We start from the raw sequence: 20,109 nt of genomic DNA, 5'->3' as shown, positions 1-20,109 counted from the left end.
CTATATAAAAATTAGACCTTTATCTTGCGTTAATTGAATGCGCACTGCGCTTCCCGCTTGACCTGGTATCGAAACCTCGATTTCCTGTGCGGAAATGCGTGTAAGCTCAGCTCTGCTTCCTGCCCGGTAAACGTGGATGAAATCCGCTTGGCGGTCACTGCGACGATGCAAAACTGCCGTAAGCGGCTGACTTGGGTCGACAGAGTCTCCTGGCGTATGTACTGCCAGTACTTCGTCGCCGCTCTCTACTAATGCCGCATGGTACACGGCGGAGTCATCCCCGAGCACATAAGACAACTGCATCTGGCCGTCATCCGGCACCAGCTCGCCAATGATCGGCAGCTTCTGTTCAGCTACCACGGAAGCGGAGCCATCTTTCTCTTGAATCCGAAGCGTGTAAACCTCGTCCCGTTCTTCAAGCGATCCTGTAAAAGGCTGAACAGCGGGATGCATCCACCATTCGATGCTTCGCGCCTCATCGGCAAGCTCAACCTGGAACCAATCCAGCAGCCACTCGCCCGTGAGCAGCAAATGCCGATTCATCGTGCTGCCTTCATAGGCTCCAGTGGATTCCAGCCAGGCATAGACGGACTTCCCGTCACCAGCCGTCTCATAGCGAACGCAGCGCCCTTCATGCGGCGCTTGCGACAGGCCGTCCAGCGACACTGTGTTGTGGCTGGCGGTTTCGGCAAACCACGATTTCCGCATAGGCGAGCCGTAAGGCACCATGCCAAAATCGGGCGTAAGCGTTTGCGCAGGATGCATCAATGTCAGATGCAGCTTGTCGTAGTGGCCGTGGGAACCACCATGCTCGCCGAAATCGGCGAGGAACGACAGCGGGTTCCCCGGCACTCGGCCGATGACGAATCCGGCATCCGGCCAGAGCCTTGAAGCACGCGCCGCCGCTGGAACCTGCGCGCGGTCATTCGCGCCATAGAGCAGCGCCTCGAGCTGCTCTCCGCCGGCAGCGCCAAGCTGCCGGTATGCTTCGCGCAGTACCGGTGCGAGGCCGGCAATGCCGTAGATCGCGAGCCCCTGCTCCGCGATCTCAGCGATCTCGCGGGCATAGGGAGCACGCGAGAGCGGCCCGTCATGCAGGGCAGGCAGCGCGCCCTGGTCGTCGGCCAGCTCGGCGAGCGCCTCCAGCATGCCGCGCATGGATTGGCCGTCTGCGCCACTGGCGGCGTAGAGGTCTATACCGAAACGCTGCGCCATCTCCGCAGCGATCAAGTACGCTCGAAGCACGAATACGTGGTAATACGTGCTTCCTTCGAATTCGAACTGATCGGGTTTCACGCCGATCGACAGATGGTGCTTGAAGCCGCCTTGGCCTTCAATCAGCGCTTCCAGCGCCGCTTGTTCGCCGCGTGCGGCGTAGACGCAAGACAATGATGCGTTAAGCCAAGCGGTGTAATTGTTCTCCGCATTGTTCCGCTCATGAATGAGAATGTGCCGGTATTCTTCCATGCTCTCGGCAAGCAATCCTAGGAAGACGTCGATAGCCGCCTGCTCCTTCGCATCGAACACAACGCCTTTATCGCGGAGTAACAAGTAAGCGCGAATCAGCGTTGTGGACCAGATCGCCTCCGTGAGCGCTTGATGGAAAGCGCGCCCTTTCAGCATCCAGCTTTGCGCTTCTGGATGCACGGGGTAGAGCGGGAACTGCTCGGCGTATTCGACGAGCAGTTTTTTGCTAAGCTGGGCGTAGGAAGCCTCGCCGAGCGCTGCGTAGACAGCCGCTGCCTGCAAAGCGACGCGCGCCAGCGACTGATGTTTAAAGACGAGCCAAGCGCCGCGGTAAGCTTCGCCTTCAATGATGCATCCGTGCGGGCACGCGAACTCGGATGCGTCTACTTGCTTCTCATCGAACGCCAGTTCGGTGTGATGGTGTGGGCAAACATACTGGTGCCACCAGCCACCAGGTTCTTGAGGAATCGACAGGCTGCCGGCTTGCTGCAGCTTGTCGATTTCCTCTTTTAATCGTTGTGCTAGACGGTCCGATCTCAGTGCGGTACTCATCGCATCATCATCCCGCCGTTGATTTCAATCGTTTCTCCTGTTACATAAGAAGCCAAATTGGAAGCAAGGTAAAGCACGGCGCCAGCTACATCATCAGGTGTTCCTTCCCGCTGAAGCGGAATGCCAGTAATGGTCGCTGTGCGAGCTGCGTCTGTTGTAAATGTCGCATGGAACATGGTGTTACCAATAAAGCCCGGGGATACGTTATTTACAGTAATGCCGCTTGCTGCAACTTCTTTGGCCAAGCCTTTGGAGTACGTGAGTACGGCTGCTTTGCTCGCTGCATAAACGCTCGATCCTGGCCCGCCGCCGTTATGTGCAGCAACAGATGTCATGTTGACGATACGGCCGTAACCTTTGGCTTTCATGCCGGCTAACACTCTTTTGCACATGAACACTGTGCTTTTCAAGTTAACGTCCATAATGCGGTCATACATCTCTTCAAACATTTCAGAATTCGCTACACGCTGTACCAGATGACCAGCATTGTTGACTAAAATATCAATCGTTCCACCTAGTGCCTGCTCCACTTCACTAACGAGTCTATCGATCTGCTCGATACTAGTCACATCCGCTTGCACTAACACGGCTTCGCCGCCTGCCGCTTGAATCTCTGCGACAACTTCTTGCCCTTGTGCCACGTTGTTCAGGCAGTTTACGCCAACCTTTGCTCCATTGCTTGCCAAAGCCAGTGCGATGGCGCGTCCAATCCCCGCGTTGGATCCTGTTACCAGTGCAATTTTCCCCGTTAAGTTGATGTTCATATGAATTCCTCCCATGTGTTGTTTAAGATATATATGAATGAGAGAATAAGAGCCTCTAGCGACTTCTATTCCCCGTTTACCAACGATAATTTTCATCGTACGCCTTAGCGACTAGCCATCCGATGCGTGTAACGGACTCGAGGAACGTTAAATGAGTCTATTTGCTTCTTTTCGAAGGCTAACGGACATGAGTGACTCTATTCCCACCTCAGAGCATAGAAATGCCCTCATATCAAGCCAATAAGGACTACTGTGTCCGTTAAAATTGTTGGAGATAGACTTTTGATCCGATTAAGGTCATCTCTGTCCGTTAGCGTAGATGGGTAGAGGTAAGGGGTGCTTGGGCTGCTTGGGTGCTTGGCGGGATTGGCAACGTGACTCAAGCGTTCTCCAGGCGTTCCTCCTCTACCCCGCCAGTACAGCTTCGCCATCTCCTACCCTGCCCCTCAGCTCCGCATCCTTGGACGAGCCGTCTCTGGCATGGTCATCGTCAGGCACGTTCCGCACTCCCACTCGCTGTCGATCGACAGCCCGTAGGCCTCGCCGAATACCATCTGAATACGCCGATGCACGTTCATGAGCCCAATGCCGCCACGCCGAGGCGAACCGCCCTCTTCCGGCTCCGCCAAACGATTCTGCTCCAGCTTCTTGCGCAGTTCTTCAAGCCGCTCCGGCTTCATTCCAATGCCATTGTCCTCCACAAAAACCTGAAATAAGCCGTTTTCCTTCTTGGCATTAATGCGGATAAAGTGATGCGGCTCCACGCCATCCGGAAAAGCATGCTGAAAAATATTTTCAATCAGTGGCTGCAGCGTTAGCCGAACCATTTTCTCCAGCAGCAGGTTTGGCGGGATTGCCACTTCAATTTCAAACTCTTTACCCGTCCTATGCTGTAAAACAATCATGTAGTTGCGAACATGGTTCAACTCGTTAGCTACTGTAATTTCTTCCAAATTGGTCTGCACCGAGTAACGGAGCATGAACGCCATGGCTTCCACCATTTCAGTTATTTCGGTCGAGTCCTGAACAATGGCATAACAGTTAATCGTTTCGAGCGTGTTGTATAAAAAGTGGGGATTAATTTGCAGCTGCAGCGATTGGTATTCAGCCCTCTGACGCTCCAGCTTCGTTTCCCCTAACTCCAAAGCGTTTTTCTGCTGATTGAGCTCCGCCTCGTACACCCGCTCAATCATATCGGAAAGGCGCGTCACCATCAGGTTGTAGCTGTGAATAAGTCCGCCAATCTCGTCCGTACGGCCTGATTCATCGATGTACTGCCAATTTCCTTTTTCTGTTTCTCTCATACTGTCCTTCAGCCAACGAATCGGCGCAATAATGGATCGCCCGAAACGGGAGGCCAGCCATAACGCAATTGCCAGTGTAATCAATCCTACACTGATCGTTGTTGTTCGAATGGTGTTAGCCGGACGCCTCAGCTCGTCAACAGGCATGGATGCCACCAGATTCCAATCGGAGTAACCGGATTTGCGCGATACAAACATGCGCTCCTCACCTTCATACTTGTAGAGGAACGTCTGGTTACCGCTTGCCAGCACGTGCGATGCCAGATCATCCTGCGGCTTGCGCTCACTCATAGAACGAGGGTAAATGTAGTTTCCGGCGTCATCGATGATGAAGAAGAAACCCTTTTTCCCCAGACTCACCCGATCCCACGTCTTCGCCAGCTCATCCAGCTTGATCTCGATTGCGACGACCCCGCGATTGGCATCTCCGTAAGAAGGCCCTCTTACTTTACGTGCCATCGTTACAACAGAGCCCTGATCAACTTCGCGTATGCTCATATTGAGCAGCGAAATTTTGCCGTCAACCGGCGTCATTTTCATCAAATAATCATACTTTTCTTTCACCAATACGGGATCGAAGTTAAGCAAATTCTGATTTTCATAGATGACTGAACGCCCATGCTGGCCAACCGCATAAATCATATTCAACTGCTTATATAAGGTAACAACGGAAACCACCGAAATACGTGCAAATTCCTTGATTTTTTCGCTGTAAACATAGTACTCGTACGAATCATCCGGCTTGATCTCCATGAACGCCCGCACATCCGAATTAGATGAAAACGCGTTGCTCAAGAGCTCATAAGCCTGCAAATAACTATCTGTCTGATAGTTGGCGCTGTCGATCATCTGCTCCATATACTGCTTCACTTGGCCATCCAGCGCCCTGGAAGACTGGACATAGGAGAAAGCTCCAACCGATACGAGGGAGAGCACAATGACGATTAGAAAGTTGGAAAAAATTTGCCGTGACAGCGTCTTGCCTCTCATGTACGAATCCCCATCTGCTGACGATACTCGGAAGGCAGACAGCCTTCATACTTCTTGAACGTTTTCGTAAAATGCGGGTGGTCAGCGTATCCGACTTCTCCTGAAATATCGGTGATGCGCCACTGCGGCTGCTCCAGCAACTTCTTCGCTTTCTCCATGCGTCTGCGTGTGCGGTACTGTACGAACGTCTCCGATGTGCTTTGCTTGAACAATTGGCTAAAATACGAAGGGTTGAGTCCAATGAATTCCGCCACTTCCTCTAAGGAAACCTCCTCTGCAAGGTGCGACTCTATGTACTGTTTCGCTACCTCCACAGGATCTTTCAGTTTCCCTTTCCGCTTATGTCTCAGCTCATCCAAGTGCCCATAAACCGCATTGGTGAATCGGAGCCAAGCTTCCTCTTCGCTGGCAGCGCCGGTTAAGGCAAGCTCGCCTTGCATGAGATAAACATCACGCACATTCAAACGTTGATGCAGCAGCGTATGAATTTCCTGCAAAATATCGAGAAGCCGATTCAGCTTCAGCTTATAATCTTTAAGCTCTGTATAAATTTCTTCGAGCAAACTGTTTAATTCCGCTTGATGCAGCATCCACACCGCATGCTCCATGCGGCTTGCCCACTGTTCCAGCTTCGTTACGGCCACGAAAGACTCGGAACTTACTTTGGACTTGGTACGGATCAGCTTCTCTAACACATTCTGAAAACCTTTGATATTCACAGGTTTCAGCAAATACTCTTTAACACCATAAGAAACACATTTCTGGGCATATTCAAAATCGCTATAACCGGAAATAACGACAACCTGGATGTCCGCATCCATTTCGGCAACGCGGGCACATAGTTCCAAGCCGTCCATTTTGGGCATACGAATATCCGTAAATAGAAAGTCAGGTCGATCCTCTTGAATCCGCTGCAGCGCGACAACACCATTCTCAGCCGTTCGCAGGCTTTCGATCGGCAGCTCCGATTGTTCAACTAGTTTTTGTAAGCCTTTGCGTATCATCGGTTCGTCATCGACAATGAGTATGCGGTACATGAGGCGACGCTCCCTTCTTACCCTTCTGAAATGCCCGCTCCCCACGCGCTGGTGTGCTCGTGAGGAGTCGGTCATGCTCAATACTTGAGCTTATTTACGCGGCATCGACACAGTCGTACCGGAATCTTTACTATTGAATTTCTCTGTAGCTTCCTTGATCACATCGTTGCCGCCTTTGGATTTCCACTCTTCCAGAACCTTCGGCCAGTCGGAGATCGGCTCTTTGCCGTACACCATTTTGACCATATGCGAAAGAATAACAGGAGGTGCTTGGTCGGACAGCGGTGAAATGTCAGGGTTTTTCATTAACGACTCCAGGCGCGGCTCGAAGTTGATACCATCGCGTCCTTCATTTTTCAAAGTCGTGTCGTACACGTTCATCAATTTCTTACCATCTTCTGTCATACTGAGTGTGCCCTTATTATAAGTTGTATCTTGAACCAACCACAAGAAGGATTGACGGTAACGCTCTTCATCTACACCCGCAGTATCTGTTGGTGCTTTATAGTCGATTTTGCCGTCTACCGTCTTGTAAGTGTCGCCTTCGATACCGAATGTGAAGAATTTCTCTGCTTCGTCAGACATCATCCAATCGTAGAACTTGATGATTTGCGCAGCATTTTTCACATTTTTGTTAATAAAATAGGCACGCGGCGCAGGTCCGTACAGGTAGTGACCACCTTTACCATCCGGTCCTGTCGGAGATGCGATGATCTCGATATCGCCCGTTGGCACCGTCGTTTTCAGCTGTGTTTCCCATTGCAGCATTTCATTGGCGTTCATGGACCACATGCCTGCTTTACCAGCAAGGATCGTGTTTTTGAATACCGTTGCGTTGATAGTTGCGAATTCTTTGTTGATCAAACCTTCGTCAAACATCGTTTTGTACGTTTGCAGCGCTTTGGTCATATTCTCTGTGTCGAAAAATTTCGGCAAAACTTGATCGCCGGACTTCTCAAACATAGAAAGGTATGGATATACGTCATAAGCTCCGAAGAACGAATCCGCATATTTGAAGTTCTCGCGACCCATGTAAGGGTTCTCAACGCCCATTTCTTTGAACTTGCGAAGCACGGCCATGTACTCATCAACCGTTTTCGGCACGCCTAGACCGGCTTTATCCAGCAAGTCCTTACGAACGAAGATCGCGCGTCGGGACGGGTTGGACAAGTACTCTGGAATCGCAAAGATTTTGCCGTTGTACGTTACATTATCCCAAGCGTCTTTTGGCACTTTTTTCAGCAAGTTCGGGCCGTATTGTTTCAGCAAGTCATCCAGCGGCATGAATACGCCTGCTTTGACGGAACCCGCCATTTCTTTCCCGTTCACACCGCCGCTGCCTTGGACTACATCAGGAATGTCGTTGGTTGCAAACATTTGGATCATTTTTTGCTCATATTCTTTGTGCGGAACAAGCACGATATTCATATCGGAATTCGTTAATTCTTCTAGTTTCTTTACCCATTTATCTTGATTGATATCAGGTGACTTCTCCACGTGCCCGAATGCCAGAGTACGCAAGGAAATGGAGAACTTCGTTTTCTCAGCTGGCTTTGCACTAGCTCCATTAGCTGCTGCGCTGGATGTTGGTTGTTCTGTTGGTTTAGAAGAGCAAGCCGCCATCGTACTGGCCAAGAGAACCGCAGCCATCGTCGTGGGAATCCATTTTTTCATTTCTACCCCTCTTTTCATTTCGCTAAAATATGACCTATTACTCACTCATTGTAAAAGCGTTTACAATTTGTCGATATGGGCTGTCTTTAGTTCGAATTGTCTTTTTTTTAGAATGTTGTCAAAACTCGGCATCTCATACATGATTTCACAAATGACTCATTATGATTTGACGGAGCCTACCATCATCCCTTTGACGAAATGACGCTGCAAGAACGGGTAAATTAGGATAATTGGGATTGTTGCAATAATAATCGTCGCCATTTTGATACCTTCAGGATCCATATGGGCTAGTCCGCTAAATTGTGAGGAGTTCGGATCGATGCTGATATCTTCAGATACAATGAGTTGACGCAGCTTCACTTGAAGCGGCCATAACGCTGGTTTGTTAATATAGTAGAGCGCACTTTGATACGTATTCCAATGCCCAACGGCGTAGAAAATCCCAAGGGAAGCCATTACCGGCTTGGATAGAGGAAGCACAATGTTCCAGATCATTCTTAGCTCCGAACAACCGTCGATGCGGCCGGAATCAATCAATTCGCTCGGAATTTGCAGGAAGAATGACCTCATCACGAAAAAGTTAAAGGCGCTGATCGCACCTGGAATCATAAGTGCCCAAAGCGAGTTCGTCAGATGCAAGTTTTTCATCAAAATAAAGTTAGGAATCAGCGGAGCTGTAAATACCATCGTAATCAGAACCATGATCACGACTACGTTTCGTCCGGCATATTCAGGGCGCGACACCGGATAAGCCAGTGAAGCCGTTGCAATCAAATTGATTAACGTACCTACTATCGTAATATACACGGTTACTCCGAAAGAACGCCAGATCGCCGCATCGCTAAACACGTATTGATAATTGATCGCCGTAAACTGTACAGGCAGGAAGAAGACCTTGCCATTCACGATGGCTTGGGATGAACTGAACGATTGAGCCAGCACGTTTAAGAACGGCAGGAGCATCGCCAATGATAGAAGCGTTAGAAATACGACGTTAAACACGTTAAAAACTTGCCAGCCGGCTGTCGGCTTGCGATTCATATAGCGGTCACCTCCGTCTTAGTACAAGCTTTCACCCGTTGTTTTTTTGCTTAACACGTTACCTGTTACAATAAAGATGACACCTACTAAGGCTTTGAAGAGGCCGATTGCCGTAGTATAGCTGAACTGTTGACCTAACAATCCTGCAGTGTAAATGTAGGTATCCAGAATTTCACCATTTTCTTTATTCAGCGGATTCAAGAACACGTACACGCGCTCGAAACCGAAATCTAAGAATTTACCAATGTGCAGCAGGAACAGAATCATAATGGTTGGCAGCAGCGATGGAAGCGTTATCGAAATGGTTTGTCTCCAGCGATTCGCCCCATCCACTTCTGAAGCTTCATATAAATCGGGATTAATTCCTGCGAGCGCGGCCAAATAAATAATCGTGCCATAACCCGAATCCCGCCAAATGCCTGATGAGATCAGAACCGTGCGGATCCAGGACTCTTCTCCTAAGAAATAAATCGGTTCGAAACCAAGCCAAGCGATGAAATGGTTCACTGCACCAGTCGAAGGCGAAAGAATGCCGATAGCAATCCCGCTCACGATAACCCATGACAGGAAATGAGGCATATAAACAACCGTTTGCAGAACGCGCTTGTACAGTACAACACGCAGCTCGTTAAGCAAGAGGGCAAGGATGATTGGTGCAGGGAACGCTAGCACTAGATCGTAGATACCGATCAAGACTGTATTTTTCAAAATTTTGATAAAGTCATAATGGGCAAACATACGTGCAAAATGCTCGAATCCGACCCATTTACTGCCCGTAAAGCCGTCAAAAATATTGTAATCCTGAAAGGCAATAACTGAACCTAGCAGCGGTACATACTTGAAAATAATAAAATATAAAATCCCTGGTACAGATATCAGATACAGCGCCCTATACTTCCAAAACGTTCGCAGAAAGGAATTGCCCTTTTTCGCCTGCGCACGCTTATTCATTTGTTCTACCGCTTGCGCGCCTACCGCCATCATCTAGCCCCCCTCACTATTTCTTCGTCGATGTTATACCCCTATGGTACCTCGATAAAGCGCTTGCAACAATGGAATGTCTTTTCACCGACTTGTGTTTTTTTTAGGTTGGAGTAGATGGGTGGTGGGGTTCTGTGGGAGTGACGATTTCCAGTCCTCTTTTATATCTCCTCCCCCGCGCCGCTAAAAGTCCCATTGGACGAATTCCAATGAAACCACGTTTTATCGGCATAAATCCTCAGTCTCATTGGATGAATTCCAACCAGCTGCAGCGAAAATGCCTCATAATGGCGCCCAATCGAGCACCCCGTTGGATTTAGTCCAACGAAATACACGTGAAAGCCCCCTAAAGTGCCTTTACGTTGGATTTCATCCAATGAGGATCGACGCACATGCAAGCTCCCTTCACTCGCGGCCCCCGCTCAGCAATCCCAAAAACAATAAAAAAGCCAACAGCCAAAGTAGAAGCTCTACTTTAACTGCTGGCTCTGCCTGATCACCTAGTCGATTTCCAACGTTTTGACAAGGCCGCTTTTCACTTTAATAGGCTTCAAGTCCTTGAAGCGGATAAACCTTTTGGTATCCTCGCACCAAATACGGAACTTCAAAGACTCTAAGCTTGTAATCAACGTAATCGTCTGGACGTTACGCAGCACGGCGCTTTTGTTATGAACCTTTTCCAAGTAATAGTTCGGAACTCGCGGGCTCAGGTGATGAATATGGTGAAAGCCGATATTCCCCGTGATCCAGTGCAGCACTTTAGGCAGCTTGTAAAACGAACTGCCATGCATCGCCGCTTTGACATAATCCCATTCGTGTTCATTTTCGAAATAAGCCTCTTCATAGTTATGCTGTACATAAAACAGCCAAATTCCCATCATACCCGAGGCCAAAAACATCGGACCTTGAATAAGGAGAACAGACTGCCAGCCAATAGCCCAGCACAGCAAAGCTAAACTTCCCACAATGCTAACATTCGTGATATACGTATTCACACGTTCCTTCATTCCTGCACGCTTGCGGTTAAAACGATAATCGATAAGAAAAATGAAGATCGGTCCAACAATGAACATGATCAGCGGATTGCGGTATAGTCGGTATGTGAGTCTTTTTTTCCATGAGGATTTCTGATATTCATCAACGGTCAGCGTCCAAATATCGCCTACACCTCTGCGATCCAAGTTACCGCTGGATGCGTGATGAACGGAGTGCGTGTAACGCCATTGATGGTAAGGGACGAATGTCAGAATTCCTGTCACGGTACCCACTATTTCATTAGCCCATTTATTTTTGAAAAAAGATTTGTGACAGCAATCGTGGAAGATGATAAAGATGCGCACCAGAAACCCTGAGGCAATAATGTCGATCACAAGCGTAAGCCATATGGATACGGAAAGGCTTAAATATGCGAAATACCATAGTGCAAAAAAGGGAATTACCGTATTAATAATTTGCCAAACGCTGTGCCTCATATGCGGCCTTTCGTAGGGTGCGATGTCAGAACGCCATCCATTTTTATCATCATGCTTCATTCCGTTTAGAACTCCTTCTCTCCACATCGTGTCGGATCTGATTTGTTGTCACAGTTGTAGTACGTTGCAGATCAAATAAAGTTCCCTTATACGGAAAGTAATATTACACCGCTCACTCATCATAAGGTTGAAAACGCTTTTTGTAAAATGCAATATAAGTCAGGCATATTTACATAGCTCGTCTGTTGTGTAGAATAAATACACATAGATGAACTCTTATTAATGTGAGTTAGCCAAAATGTCGCCGGAAAGGAACTTTCCTATGCATATATTAATTATTGAAGACGATTCCAGCATCCAGATGCTGCTCAAATTAAGCCTTGAAGTTGAGGGTTTTCACCCTATCGTAGCTGGCACCATTGCCTCCGGGCTCGACGCGCTCGCTTCTCACCCCATCGATTTAATCCTGCTCGATCTGATGCTGCCTGACCAATCCGGTTTTGAACTGTTGAAAACGCTGCAGCAAACCTACAAAGAAATACCTGTCATCGTACTCACAGCGAAAAACGAGATGAACGACAAAATATTAGGCTTCCAGCTCGGCGCCGATGATTATTTGACCAAGCCCTTTGAAACGCGGGAGCTTATCATGCGAATTCGTGCCGTTATGCGCCGAATGACTCCGGATGCAGCCTCACATACGGCTGATGTCCTTCAAGCAGGTGTCATAGAAATGGATCGCAACGAGCGATCATTGAAAGTGGCAGGCCAATTGGTCAAAACAACTAGCAAAGAGTTCGACTTCCTCTGGCTGCTGTGCAAAAACCCCAAAAAGGTGTTCACGCGGGAGCACATTTTGGATCAGGTATGGGGCTTCGAATACTACGGACAAACCCGTTCCGTCGATATGATGGTGAATCGGCTTCGTGAGAAAATCAAACCCCATGATCATGTGCTAGCCACCGTTCACGGAATGGGCTACAAGCTGGAGGTTTAAGCCATGAAGCTGCGAAATAAGCTGTTCATTCAGCACACGATTACGATCATCATGCTGCTGGCTGCCATGTATGTGGTCGTGAACTATACGCTGAGCAAAAGTATGATAGAGCGGGATACCCAGACGCTTAGCCAATATTATGACCTGCACCGCATCGAGGCACTCAAAATTGTAAACGATAAAAAAATCAGCATCGAGCAGCTTTTTTCCGGGACGTATGCCCCACTAATCGCTTCACACCTTGCCGCCAACAGCAACTTCCAAGTGCAGCTGTTTGATCCCGAGGGCACCATTATCGGCGACAGCGGCAATAGAGAAGATTTAGTGAAGCGCAGTGATATCGATGCCGCACTTGGGGGGCAAACCGCCACCGTCATAACGGAAGGTGAGAACAGCCAGATGCTCATCTACGCCTCCCCCTTTCTTTACGAAGGGAAAATTGTAGGCGGGTTCCGCTACTTGCTTGATTTAAATAAACACGAAGAGACCCTGTCTGCCATGAGGACCTGGTTTATTGGCGTTGCACTAGGCTGCTTGCTTGTCGCTCTGCTCGCGAGCTACTCCTTCTCTTTTTTCATCATGCAGCCGTTGCACGCCTTGCAGCAAGCTTTGAAGCTGGTGACTGTAGGCGACTTCAGTCGGAAAATCACGGTCCGCAGCCAAGATGAGGTGCGAGAGTTGGCTGATGATTTCAATCAAATGTCCGAGGCGCTGCAAGAACATATTGAACTTCTGCATTATGAGCAAAGTAAGCAGAAAAAGTTTTACGACAATGTCACTCACGAGCTGAAAACACCGTTAACCTCCATCATCGGCTTCTCTGATCTGATCGATAAAATGGAGCGTATCGACGATATTCGAATATGTAATGTCTACATCCGCAAAGAAAGCACACGACTGCTGCAAATGGTCGAAGAACTGCTGCAATCGTCGCTAAAAGGCGATGAGGCTTGGCGAGTGCAGGTTGAGCGCACGGATTTGGCCGCGATCCTTACGGACAGTTTGCGTATTCTGGAGCCTACGCTGCTTAAATCTGCAATTACAACTACTGTGCAAGTGCAGGCATGCGAGGTGTACATTGATCCAAAACGTACACAACAGGTTTTGTTCAACGTCATAGAAAATGCAATCAAACATAGCGAGTGCACACAGCTGAATGTACGGCTGGAACAGCAGGAATACCAATGTCTCGTACGCATTACCGATAATGGCAAAGGCATGACCGAAGAGGAAGTACGTACGCTGTTCCTTCCTGCTGACGAGAAAGCCGAACGGCCAATATCCGCCCATTCGCACGGGCTTGGATTGCTGCTGTGCCAACAATTAATGGAGCTGCAAGGCGGCGATATTACCGTACACAGCCGCGAAGGAAGCGGAACTGAAGTCATTTTGAGCTTCCAAATGGAACCCGTCTTATCCCAAGGTCTGTTACAAAATTGATACAAATCGATGATTTTTCTGAGATAAAAGGAGAGTAATCTACATGCAAGAGGAGAAGAAAGGGCTTTCATGGTTGCGTCTCATCTTATTGCAAATCGTGATCGGTTGTACGCTGATCGGTATTTTTGCTTATGTTTTCCGAATTGGAGTCGATGAAGTTCGGACGGTTCCTAAGGACACGAATAGCCGCGACATGTTCGACGGCGTTCCCATGAGCATGAATGTCACGTACCCGGGTATAGGCACTATCTCGATTGAAGATCCCAAGGAGCTGATCGCGTGGAAGGCATCGTTCACCCGTTTATTGAACGGCGGCGGGCAACCCACTCGTGCAAACGCTTCACGGCTTCTGCTGACAGGCTCCATGGCTTACTTGGATCAAGAGGATGTGCCCTTCCAAATCGGGACCAGCGGCTTCCGTTTCGGCAGCGACCTAGTGAACTCACTAGATATCAGCGCAGAGATTCGCAAGCTGCAAAACATGCTGATCGACAAGACGCTCACCGCGGAAACCGTCGGCAGTGTGATCGCCAACCCGGTTCATCAGGTATTTCGCTTGCAAGATGGCGTTCTCGCAGCGTTATCCGAAACGGATCGGAGTGCGTTGACGGCACAGATGCGAACAGCGGTCCGATTGATCGATTTCAGCCATTTTGACTTCATGGCAGAGCGCCCGAGTGCTCACTATGTTGTGCAGTTAAAAGATGAAGCAGCGAGCGGGAAGCATTGGCTGCATATCGATCTATATGACAACGCTTACTTCATTGTGTTCGATTTGCTGGATGAAACCAACCATAAAGCCTATTTCAAGTTAAGTGACGCCTCCTAACCTATCGAGGGGATGGTTGATGAAATGGCTAGAAAGAAAAGTAACAGCTCCGCCCTAATCTTATCCGTTATTGTTGTCGTGCTTGTAGCAGGATTCTTCCTGTACAAGTCTGGTGTCTTTGGCGGGAAAGCAAAAGGCAAAATTACCGTCTATTCCATTTTTCAAGAAGAAGAAGCACGTAAGATCCTAGATAAATTCAAGGCAGAGACCGGAATCGACTACGACGTTCTTCGCCTCCCGAGTGGTGAAGCCGTGACGCGCGTTCAAAATGAAATGGGCAAACCGCAGGCAGATTTCCTGATGGGCGGCCCAGCGGACTCGCATGAGGTATTGAAGAAAGCCGGGGCACTGGAGAGTTACATTTCTCCGAACGCCAAAGATATTCCGGACAATATGAAAGATAAAGAAGGCTCCTGGACTGGTTTTTATCTAAATCCAATTGCTATTGGCATCAACGAGCAGCGTTGGAAAGAGAAATATGCTTCTGCCCCTTATCCGCAGACGTTCCAAGAGCTGCTTGATCCTAAATTCAAAGGCGAAATCGGCATGTCCGACCCGGCAACTTCCGGTACCGCTTACACCGCTGTAGCCTCCCTTGCGCAAGTATGGGGCAAAGATAAAATGCTGGACTATGTAGCTAAGCTGCTGCCCAACCTGAAGGAAAGACCAAAATCCGGTATCGAGCCGATTCAAAAAGCGGCTAAAGGGGAGTACACCATCGGTATTACCTTCCTTGGGGATCAGCTGAAAATGAAAAATCAGGGCAGCCCGATTATCTCCATCGTTCCTGAAGCCGCTGGTTATGAAGTTGGCGGGCTGGCTATTGTCAAAGGCGGCGCAAATACCGAAGGCGCCAAGAAACTCATGGATTTCATGCTAACGAATGAACCTGGACTTCTTTATACCGAATCAGCCTTCGCAAGCTCCGTGAAACCTACAGTGCCGATCCCTAAAGGCGGTATCGATATCAAAACGACTAAATACAATACAAGCTACAGCCTATGGAAAGCAGCCGAACAGCGTAAAGAGCTGCAGGACGCGCTTAAGAACCTCAAATAAGAAAGCGTTACCAGGGCATTGGTAACCGCATCTGCCTGCCTGTTCTGCGGACCAATGCCCCTATAAACAAAGAATGTGGAAGGCGGTCGTGAGCCCCTTATGATTATAGAAAAAAAAGGCATGAGCACTTCGATCAGCAAGCTGGTGAAAGATCCCTCTTCGCTGATTCTCGTACTCATCAGTTTCGCCGTACTCTGTCTCTTCGTCATTTATCCGCTTATTTACGTCATTGCCCTGCCAGGAGCGACAGATTGGACGACATTCTTCAGCAAAAGCCGTTACGGTACAGCGCTAGTGAACACAGTCGTCAGTTCCTCTCTCTCGGCATTAACTGCAACGGTCTGCGGTTTCATTTATGCCTATTCGATTCATTACAGCAACATTGCAGGGAAAAAGTTCTTCCGTTTTATCGCTTTTCTCCCGATTCTCGCGCCATCGGTTATGACCGGCCTTGCCTTCTTGCTTTTATTCGGCAGAGGCGGCATGGTATCACAAACACTCAAAGCGTGGTTTAACGTCGAACTAGATTTATACGGATTGCCGGGTCTCTGGATCGTTCAAACGATCTCCTATTTCCCGCTTGCCTACATGACCATTACGGGCGTTCTACGCTCCATTTCGCCTAATCTGGAAATCGCTGCACAGAACTTAGGAGCTCGCGGTTTCAAGCTTTTCCGCACCATCACGTTCAAACTAGCTTTGCCAGGCGTTATCAACGCCTTCCTGCTCGTCGCGATCAACTGCTTTGCCGACTTCGGGAATCCCAAGCTGATCGGGGGCAATTACTCTCTGTTAGCCGTTGAAATTTACGGAGAAATCATTAATAACGAGCCTGGCCTCGCATCCGTAATGGGCCTCATCCTCGTGATTCCAGCCCTGCTGGTTTTCGTGATTCAGAGCAAGCTGCTGTCCAAGGGCTCCTACTCAACAATAACTGGAAAGCCTGTTTCCGGTCTGAATCGGGTCAAAACGTCCCGCAAGACGGACATCCTTCTATTTATTTTCAACAGTATCATGGCCCTTTTCATCCTGTCGATGTTCGCCATTACGATCTTGTTCGCTTTCACGAAGAACTTTGGTCGAGATAACACTTTTACACTGAGTCATATCACTAAAATGGTGTTCAACCCATCCAGCCCCGCTGTTCTCAACAGCTTAGTGCTGTCGCTTATCGCTTCTATTCTAGCCGTCGGCTTCGCCCTAGTTCTGGCATATGTCGTGGTTCGCAAACCTTTTCCTGGCAAAAAAATACTCGATTTCACGGCTGTTCTGCCAATTGCATTGCCGGGAACATTCGTGGGCTTGGCCCTGATTGTTGCTTTCAGCAATGGACCGATCATGCTCCAAGGCTCCGCCATCTTGATCATCGTAGCCATGTTGCTTAAACAGATGCCTGTTGGGTATCGAGGACTCACCGCTTCCTTCAAACAGGTGGACAAATCCATCGAGGAAGCCGCCACCAATCTCGGAGCAGACAGTCGCCGCACACTAACAACTATCGTGTTTCCGATGCTGCAAAAGACCATTGTTGCCAACTTCGTCTACGCTTTTATGAAAAACATGAACACTTTAAGCACCATCGTCTTTCTGATTACGCCAAAATGGGTCGTCGCCGCTGTATCGATCTTCAACTACGCTGAAACCGGAACCTACTACTGGGCGGCCGCTGTTGCCGTTGGATTGATGGGAACTACACTGGCTACACTCGGTGTGATGAAGCTCATATTCCGCTCGAAAGTGAAAATATTTGATTTCTAAGTTAAGGAGTGAGAAATGATGAGTTCACATATTTTATTGGATTTGAAAAATGTTAGTAAGGTGTTCGGCAGCAACCACGTTCTCAAACAGATTGATTTACAGATCGAACGAGGGAAATTCATTACCTTCCTTGGACCGAGCGGATGCGGAAAAACGACGCTGCTGCGCTCCATTGCAGGCTTTTATACCATAGATGAGGGTGAAATCAAAATCGACGGCCAACTCGTCAATGATCTACCTCCCTACAAACGCGGCACACCGATGGTGTTCCAAGAGTACGCTTTGTTCCCTCACATGACCGTGTTCGATAATGTCGCGTACGGGCTGGATATCCAGAAGCGCCCTGAGGCGGAAGTCCAAGATCGCGTGAAGACGGCGATGGCCAAAGTGAAGCTGACGGGCCTAGAGGAACGCTACCCGCACGAGATGTCCGGCGGTCAGCAGCAGCGCGTTGCGATGGCCCGTGCTCTGGTCATGAACTCCCCGATCATCCTGCTGGATGAGCCGCTCAGTAATTTGGATGCGAAGCTGCGTGAAGAAGTCCGCGTGGAGCTGCGCACCATTCAACAAGAGCTTGGACTAACCGTCATCTACGTTACTCATGACCAGCTCGAAGCTTTGTCGATGTCCGATTCCATCGTTGTTTTTAATAAAGGAGCAATTGACCAGTACGGTACGCCGCATGAAATCTACTACAAGCCCCGTACGCCTTATGTGGCCGATTTTATTGGTACAACCAATTTCGTTGATGCTACTGTTCGCAAAGCAGCGAATGGTACAGCCATAGTGGATTACGGCACGAGTGGCCGAACAGCCAGCGTGACGACAGATGAAGTTCTGGCACCAGGCGAAAAGGTGCTGCTTAGCATCCGCCCTGAATCCATGCGGATAAATGCGCCGGAGGCAGGTAGCTTTCTCGTTAGCGGTTTCGTGAAATCATCGATGTTCCTAGGTGAGAAAGAGCGATATTTCATTCTGGATGATAATATGAAAGAATGGATTGTCGATGCGTATGACATCGGGTTAACCCGATTTGAAGGAAACGTCACGATTCATACCGGGGATGACAAAATTCATTTAATGAAGATTAGTGAATAGGACATAAATACAACTAGCAGCTAGGCTGAAAAGGGAACTTTGGTTTCCTTTTTTGGCTGTTCAGGAGGGATTTGCATCATGTGGAAAAAAGGTTTGCTCGTGCTCCTTGCAGCGATTGGAATTTTCTTTGGTTTTCGCTTCATAGGGGAGAAGAAAAGCAACCAACCGCTCAAAGTGTATGTGATCTTCCAGGAAGATGCGGGGCGGATTTTGCTCGAAACATTTAAGGAGAAAACGGATCAGCCCTACGATATCATCCGGATGTCGAGCGGCGAAGCCAGTTACCATCTGCTGACGCTGGGTAAAACCGGGATCGACGTGGTACTCGGCGGCCCTGCCGATCTGCATGAGCAGCTCAAAAACAAAAGCAAATCCATTCGCTACTCCCCTGCAGCGGCTAGCAGCATTCCAGCTAAATATAAGGATGCCGACGGCTACTGGACTGGCATGTATATGGGCGCGCTTGCCATTGGCGTGAATCAAACCGTCTGGCAGCAAGACCCCCAGCTGAAGGGTCTGCCGCTGCCGCAGCGGTACGAGGATCTGCTGCGCCCCGAGCTCAAGGGCAAGATCGAGATTCCCGATCCTGAGACGTCGGGAACCGGCTATACGCTGCTCGCATCGCTTGCCCAGCAGCGGGGGGACAGCGATGCGATCGCTCTGATGCAGGCGCTGAAGAAGCAGAGCGCCTCTATGACGTTCGCTGGCAACACCAGCGCACAGCATTTGGCGGAAGGCGAGATGGCTGCGGCCGTCTCCTTCTTGAGCGATCAGCTGCGGTTCAAAAACTCAGGCTACAACATCTCGTCCTTCATCCCGCCGCAAGCCGGCTGGGAGATCGGAGCTGTGTCGATTCTGAAGGGCGGCAACAACACTGCCGCTGCTAAGAAGCTCGTTGATTTCATGCTATCCCATGATGTGCAGACGGATTATATGAACACCGCGTTCTCCTTTCCTGTGGCACCGGATATTCCGGTGAACCCGCTGCTTGCCCCAGTGAAGCTGGAGAATCTGCTTGCCACATATCGCTTCGATCTGGCTGCCGAGCAGCATGAGAAGCTGTTGGCCGGATGGCGAACGGCAGAGTAACGGGTGCGTGGCGGGTTTGACAGCCGACGTGTGACCGAGCACAGCGTGCCGGGAGGCGCACGGCGGTGTAGGGCGGTGCAGGGAAGGGCGGCGGTGGCAACTTTGAGAAAAGTGGCCTTGCGGAACACGCTCGGGCGGGTTCTATGTTGTACTTTGTGCAACAATATGTGCTGCAAGAGGCTCCTGCTCTTCTCTATGTTGTACTTTGTGCAACAATATGTGCTGAATGAGGCTGTTTCAAGGCCTATTGGTTTCAAATCATTATATTTTCTACAACGAACAACGGATTTACATGGTAGAAACCTCATTTATGTTGCACAAAGTGCAACATAGACTAACTCTGACCTCATCAAATGGGGAGCTGCTCTCAAGAACTCTCCCCTCCCTCGTTTCGTTGAATGAATTCCAATAAGATGCTTTAAAATCCCACTAATTTAGACCAAAATCGAGCATTCAGTTGGATTTCATCCAACAAAAAGTGCTTTTTGGCCGGTTAGATCGCCTTTTCGTTGGATTTCATCCAATGAGCCGTGACTTTGAAGCTTTCTCAACCCTCA

Annotated in this window: 16 protein-coding genes; 7 read left to right on the top strand and 9 right to left on the bottom strand. The window is 49.1% G+C overall.

Annotated features, from left to right (window positions below):
* The 9 genes from GQF01_RS11945 to GQF01_RS11905 all read right to left on the bottom strand — a co-directional run bounded on the left by GQF01_RS11945 (nt 1) and on the right by GQF01_RS11905 (nt 11,342).
* Nucleotides 1-2,019 carry a heparinase II/III domain-containing protein gene (locus GQF01_RS11945; RefSeq protein WP_161406981.1) on the bottom strand — a complete coding sequence of 673 codons (2,019 nt, stop codon included), beginning with the start codon at nt 2,017-2,019 and terminating at the stop codon, nt 1-3.
* A complete protein-coding gene (locus GQF01_RS11940; protein WP_161406980.1) occupies nt 2,016-2,783 on the bottom strand; it encodes an SDR family NAD(P)-dependent oxidoreductase in 768 nt (255 codons plus the stop codon). The genes GQF01_RS11945 and GQF01_RS11940 overlap by 4 nt, the downstream gene beginning before the upstream one ends.
* 446 nt (nt 2,784-3,229) lie before the next feature.
* A complete protein-coding gene (locus GQF01_RS11935) occupies nt 3,230-5,077 on the bottom strand; it encodes a cache domain-containing sensor histidine kinase (RefSeq protein WP_161406979.1) in 1,848 nt (615 codons plus the stop codon).
* Nucleotides 5,074-6,114: a response regulator gene (locus GQF01_RS11930; protein WP_161406978.1), complete on the bottom strand. Its 1,041-nt coding sequence runs from the start codon at nt 6,112-6,114 to the stop codon at nt 5,074-5,076. Before GQF01_RS11930 ends, GQF01_RS11935 begins: the two co-directional genes overlap by 4 nt.
* Before the next feature lie 90 nt (nt 6,115-6,204).
* Nucleotides 6,205-7,788 (bottom strand): extracellular solute-binding protein, encoded by a 1,584-nt coding sequence (locus tag GQF01_RS11925; protein ID WP_161406977.1) that lies wholly within the window; start codon nt 7,786-7,788, stop codon nt 6,205-6,207.
* 159 nt (nt 7,789-7,947) lie between these two features.
* Complete coding sequence (locus tag GQF01_RS11920) at nt 7,948-8,829, bottom strand: carbohydrate ABC transporter permease (protein WP_161406976.1); 882 nt, start codon at nt 8,827-8,829, stop codon at nt 7,948-7,950.
* Between the two features lie 18 nt (nt 8,830-8,847).
* On the bottom strand, nt 8,848-9,780 hold the full coding sequence (locus tag GQF01_RS11915; protein ID WP_235959555.1) for an ABC transporter permease: 933 nt from the start codon (nt 9,778-9,780) through the stop codon (nt 8,848-8,850).
* A 191-nt stretch (nt 9,781-9,971) separates the two neighbouring features.
* Nucleotides 9,972-10,202 (bottom strand): hypothetical protein, encoded by a 231-nt coding sequence (locus tag GQF01_RS11910; RefSeq protein ID WP_161406974.1) that lies wholly within the window; start codon nt 10,200-10,202, stop codon nt 9,972-9,974.
* 108 nt (nt 10,203-10,310) lie between these two features.
* Nucleotides 10,311-11,342: a fatty acid desaturase gene (locus tag GQF01_RS11905; RefSeq protein WP_161406973.1), complete on the bottom strand. Its 1,032-nt coding sequence runs from the start codon at nt 11,340-11,342 to the stop codon at nt 10,311-10,313.
* Nucleotides 11,343-11,604: 262 nt separating this feature from the next.
* Between GQF01_RS11905 and GQF01_RS11900 the strand changes: the two genes are divergently transcribed.
* The 7 genes from GQF01_RS11900 to GQF01_RS11870 all read left to right on the top strand — a co-directional run bounded on the left by GQF01_RS11900 (nt 11,605) and on the right by GQF01_RS11870 (nt 19,552).
* Nucleotides 11,605-12,279 carry a response regulator transcription factor gene (locus tag GQF01_RS11900; protein WP_161406972.1) on the top strand — a complete coding sequence of 225 codons (675 nt, stop codon included), beginning with the start codon at nt 11,605-11,607 and terminating at the stop codon, nt 12,277-12,279.
* Nucleotides 12,280-12,282: 3 nt separating this feature from the next.
* The gene (locus GQF01_RS11895; protein ID WP_161406971.1) at nt 12,283-13,719 is read left to right on the top strand and encodes a sensor histidine kinase; all 1,437 of its coding nucleotides are present in this window, start codon (nt 12,283-12,285) and stop codon (nt 13,717-13,719) included.
* A 43-nt stretch (nt 13,720-13,762) separates the two neighbouring features.
* Nucleotides 13,763-14,548, top strand: coding sequence for a DUF3919 family protein (locus tag GQF01_RS11890; protein WP_161406970.1), 786 nt, complete (start codon nt 13,763-13,765; stop codon nt 14,546-14,548).
* Nucleotides 14,549-14,572: 24 nt separating this feature from the next.
* Nucleotides 14,573-15,607, top strand: a complete 1,035-nt coding sequence (locus GQF01_RS11885) for an ABC transporter substrate-binding protein (RefSeq protein ID WP_161406969.1) — start codon at nt 14,573-14,575, stop codon at nt 15,605-15,607.
* A 99-nt stretch (nt 15,608-15,706) separates the two neighbouring features.
* Nucleotides 15,707-17,365 (top strand): ABC transporter permease, encoded by a 1,659-nt coding sequence (locus GQF01_RS11880; RefSeq protein ID WP_161406968.1) that lies wholly within the window; start codon nt 15,707-15,709, stop codon nt 17,363-17,365.
* Nucleotides 17,366-17,383: 18 nt separating this feature from the next.
* Nucleotides 17,384-18,463, top strand: a complete 1,080-nt coding sequence (locus GQF01_RS11875) for an ABC transporter ATP-binding protein (RefSeq protein WP_161406967.1) — start codon at nt 17,384-17,386, stop codon at nt 18,461-18,463.
* A 78-nt stretch (nt 18,464-18,541) separates the two neighbouring features.
* Nucleotides 18,542-19,552: an extracellular solute-binding protein gene (locus GQF01_RS11870; RefSeq protein WP_161406966.1), complete on the top strand. Its 1,011-nt coding sequence runs from the start codon at nt 18,542-18,544 to the stop codon at nt 19,550-19,552.
* Nucleotides 19,553-20,109 lie beyond the last annotated feature (557 nt).

The sequence above is a fragment of the Paenibacillus silvestris genome, from assembly GCF_009882985.1.
In the GTDB taxonomy this organism is placed as follows: Bacteria; Bacillota; Bacilli; order Paenibacillales; family NBRC-103111; genus Paenibacillus_E; species Paenibacillus_E silvestris.
This window is presented reverse-complemented; position numbering and strand designations above follow the sequence as displayed.

Excerpts from the sequence above, each read along its gene's own strand:
- GQF01_RS11945 (WP_161406981.1), bottom strand. The coding sequence starts at position 2,019 with ATGAGTACCGCACTGAGATCGGACCGTCTAGCACAACGATTAAAAGAG.
- GQF01_RS11940 (WP_161406980.1), bottom strand. The coding sequence starts at position 2,783 with ATGAACATCAACTTAACGGGGAAAATTGCACTGGTAACAGGATCCAAC.
- GQF01_RS11935 (WP_161406979.1), bottom strand. The coding sequence starts at position 5,077 with ATGAGAGGCAAGACGCTGTCACGGCAAATTTTTTCCAACTTTCTAATC.
- GQF01_RS11930 (WP_161406978.1), bottom strand. The coding sequence starts at position 6,114 with ATGTACCGCATACTCATTGTCGATGACGAACCGATGATACGCAAAGGC.
- GQF01_RS11925 (WP_161406977.1), bottom strand. The coding sequence starts at position 7,788 with ATGAAAAAATGGATTCCCACGACGATGGCTGCGGTTCTCTTGGCCAGT.
- GQF01_RS11920 (WP_161406976.1), bottom strand. The coding sequence starts at position 8,829 with ATGAATCGCAAGCCGACAGCCGGCTGGCAAGTTTTTAACGTGTTTAAC.
- GQF01_RS11915 (WP_235959555.1), bottom strand. The coding sequence starts at position 9,780 with ATGAATAAGCGTGCGCAGGCGAAAAAGGGCAATTCCTTTCTGCGAACG.
- GQF01_RS11905 (WP_161406973.1), bottom strand. The coding sequence starts at position 11,342 with ATGAAGCATGATGATAAAAATGGATGGCGTTCTGACATCGCACCCTAC.
- GQF01_RS11900 (WP_161406972.1), top strand. The coding sequence starts at position 11,605 with ATGCATATATTAATTATTGAAGACGATTCCAGCATCCAGATGCTGCTC.
- GQF01_RS11895 (WP_161406971.1), top strand. The coding sequence starts at position 12,283 with ATGAAGCTGCGAAATAAGCTGTTCATTCAGCACACGATTACGATCATC.
- GQF01_RS11890 (WP_161406970.1), top strand. The coding sequence starts at position 13,763 with ATGCAAGAGGAGAAGAAAGGGCTTTCATGGTTGCGTCTCATCTTATTG.
- GQF01_RS11885 (WP_161406969.1), top strand. The coding sequence starts at position 14,573 with ATGGCTAGAAAGAAAAGTAACAGCTCCGCCCTAATCTTATCCGTTATT.
- GQF01_RS11880 (WP_161406968.1), top strand. The coding sequence starts at position 15,707 with ATGATTATAGAAAAAAAAGGCATGAGCACTTCGATCAGCAAGCTGGTG.
- GQF01_RS11875 (WP_161406967.1), top strand. The coding sequence starts at position 17,384 with ATGAGTTCACATATTTTATTGGATTTGAAAAATGTTAGTAAGGTGTTC.
- GQF01_RS11870 (WP_161406966.1), top strand. The coding sequence starts at position 18,542 with ATGTGGAAAAAAGGTTTGCTCGTGCTCCTTGCAGCGATTGGAATTTTC.